The organism is Cognatilysobacter lacus (genome assembly GCF_008274655.1).
Lineage (GTDB): Bacteria > Pseudomonadota > Gammaproteobacteria > Xanthomonadales > Xanthomonadaceae > Cognatilysobacter > Cognatilysobacter lacus.
Genome location: NZ_VTRV01000230.1, coordinates 1 through 2,580, shown reverse-complemented (window position 1 = coordinate 2,580; position 2,580 = coordinate 1). Strand labels below are relative to the sequence as shown.

Below are 2,580 nucleotides of genomic sequence, written 5' to 3'. Positions count from 1 at the left end.
GCGCGTGGGCTGAGCGACGCGCACAACGCAACGGCCGCCGCCTTGTGCGGCAACGTGACGTTGGCGCCGCGGCCACCCTCACGCGCGAACCGCTCGACCGCCGCGGCGAAGTCGTCCGGTGCCGCGTCGATCCGCGCGTAGTCGAGCTCGATCCCGCACTGCGACGCGAACGCCGCGTGGATGGACGGCGAAAGCGAATGCGCGACGGGGTGGCCGAACACGGCGAATCGGTTACGGTGCATCAGTCGTGGTTGCCGGGTTGAATGCGTGCGCACCGTACACCACCGTTTCCGCGTCGCGCTCGCCGCCGCCGCGCTGTTCACATTGCCGAGCGCCGCGTTCGCGCCTTGGGGCATGGAAGGCGTGGGCGTGGTCTCCACGCGTGACGACGAGCTGCGCGCAACGATCAGCCCCGACGGCGCGTGGGTGGTCTGGGCCAGCCCGGATCGCCCCGGCGGGCCCGGCGGCGGCGATCTGTGGCGGGCGCGCCGACTCGACGGCCGCTGGCAGCACCCCGAGGCCGTCGCGGTCGACACAGCCGACGGTGAGTCCGCGCCAGGCTTCAGCGCCGACGGCCGCTGGCTGTATTTCGTCTCGAACCGCCCTGGCGGCTTTGGCGGCGACGACCTCTATCGTGCGCCGGTCGACGCGCAAGGCGGCATCGGCCAGGCCAGCAACCTCGGCAGTGCCATCAACACGCGGGGCGACGAATGGGCGCCCACGCCCAGCCGCGGCGGCCGCCGCCTGCTGTTCGCCAGCAACGGCGCGCGCGGCGCGAGGCGCCACGATCTTTTCGTCGCCACCTGGAATGGCAAGGCGTTCACCGGCCCGCGCCCGGTACCGGGCCTCGCGACCGATGCGGACGAGTTCGACGCCGCCTGGCTCGACGACGGCAACGGCATCGTGTTCGCGCGTTCGGTCGACGCCTCGTCGAAGCCGACGCGGCTCTACGTCGCCACGTGCCGCGCCGGCGCGTACACGAGCGTCGAGCCACTCGCGCTTGCATTCAATACGGGCGAGGCGCGCACGCAGGCGCCGGTGCTTGATTGGAACCGTCCGAACGAGATGCTGGTGAGCGGTGCCGCGCCGTCGCCGAAAGCCGGGAAGTCCGACATCTACCGCATCCTGGTGCCCAGCGTGCACGGCGATGGCAGCTGCCGCTGAACGAAGGCGGCGCGAGCTGAAAGGAACGCCAACCGTGCATTGCGAAACGCGAGAATCGCCCGCGGTGCCAGACGTCCGTGCGTCGCGTCGAGGCGGCGCGTGTATCGCCCCCGCGGCGCCTGCGTTGGCGACGCAGCGCGTCCGGCAACCCTGCCTCTGGCGCGCGTCAGTCCCGCTCGCGCAACCACCGCGCCGCGTCGAGCGCGTAATACGTCAGCACGCCGTCGGCGCCGGCCCGCTTCATCGCCGTGAGCGCTTCGAGCGCGACCTTGCGCTCGTCCAGCCAGCCGTTGAGCGAGGCCGCCTTGAGCATCGCGTACTCGCCACTGACCTGGTAGACGAAGGTCGGCGCGCCGAATTCGTCCTTCACCCGCCGCACGATGTCGAGGTACGGCAGGCCCGGCTTGATCATCACCATGTCCGCGCCCTCGGCGAGGTCGAGCGAGACCTCGCGCAGCGCTTCGTCGGAATTGGCCGGGTCCATCTGGTACGTGGTCTTGTCGGCCTTGCCGAGCGCGGCGGCGCTGCCCACCGCGTCGCGGAACGGGCCGTAGAAGGCGCTCGCGTACTTCGCGCTGTAGGCGAGGATGCGCGTGTGGATGTGGTCGTCCATTTCCAGCGCCGCGCGGATCTCGCCGATGCGGCCGTCCATCATGTCGCTCGGCGCGACGATGTCAGCGCCGGCGCGCGCGTGGCTCAGCGCCTGCTTCACCAGCGCGTCGACGGTTTCGTCGTTGAGCACGTAGCCGTTCTCGTCGATCAGGCCGTCCTGCCCGTGCGAGGTGTACGGATCGAGCGCGACGTCGGTGATCACGCCGAGCTCGGGGAAGCGCGACTTCAGCGCGAACACCGCGCGCTGCACCAGGCCCTCGTCGTCCCACGCGGCCGCCGCGTCGAGCGACTTGGCCTCCGCCGCCGTGACCGGGAAAAGTGCGAGGGCCGGGATGCGCAGTTCGCTCGCCTGCTCGGCCACCCGTAGCAGCTCGTCGATCGACAGCCGCTCCACGCCGGGCATCGACGCGACCGGCGCGCGGTCGGCGAGTTCGTGCACGAAGACCGGGTAGATCAGGTCGTTCGGGGTCAGGACGGTCTCGCGCATCAGCCGCCGCGAGAAATCGTCGCGGCGCATCCGCCGCGGGCGCACGTAGGGATAGCTCATGGTGCGCAGTTTACGCCGGCGTCCGCCGATGCCGGCGGCCGGGCGCCTGGCCACGCCTCGACGGCGTCAAGCCTTCACCGCGGGTCGGTCGGCAGTGGCTGCAGCCGCGAACCGGCGACAATGTTCGCCCCGACCCGTGTCGCGTCAAAGGCGTCGGCGGTGCCCGCGCCCCGCGTGCCCGAACGGGCGCCGACATGACCGCGGCGGCAGGAAGGCGCGCGGCACGGCTACGATGCCGCGCATGCGCTCACCGGTGC

Annotated in this window: 2 protein-coding genes and 1 pseudogene; 1 reads left to right on the top strand and 2 read right to left on the bottom strand. The window is 71.5% G+C overall.

From position 1 onward, the window contains the following. Window positions 1-242, bottom strand: a pseudogene (locus tag FW784_RS13535) (shikimate dehydrogenase); the annotation flags it as partial. Window positions 243-267: 25 nt separating this feature from the next. Here FW784_RS13535 and FW784_RS13530 point away from each other — a divergent pair. After that, complete coding sequence (locus tag FW784_RS13530; protein WP_235893686.1) at window positions 268-1,164, top strand: TolB family protein; 897 nt, start codon at window positions 268-270, stop codon at window positions 1,162-1,164. A 166-nt stretch (window positions 1,165-1,330) separates the two neighbouring features. Here FW784_RS13530 and hemB read toward each other — a convergent pair whose 3' ends face one another. Next, window positions 1,331-2,323, bottom strand: a complete 993-nt coding sequence (hemB, locus tag FW784_RS13525; protein WP_149353850.1) for a porphobilinogen synthase — start codon at window positions 2,321-2,323, stop codon at window positions 1,331-1,333. Window positions 2,324-2,580: the final 257 nt, after the last annotated feature.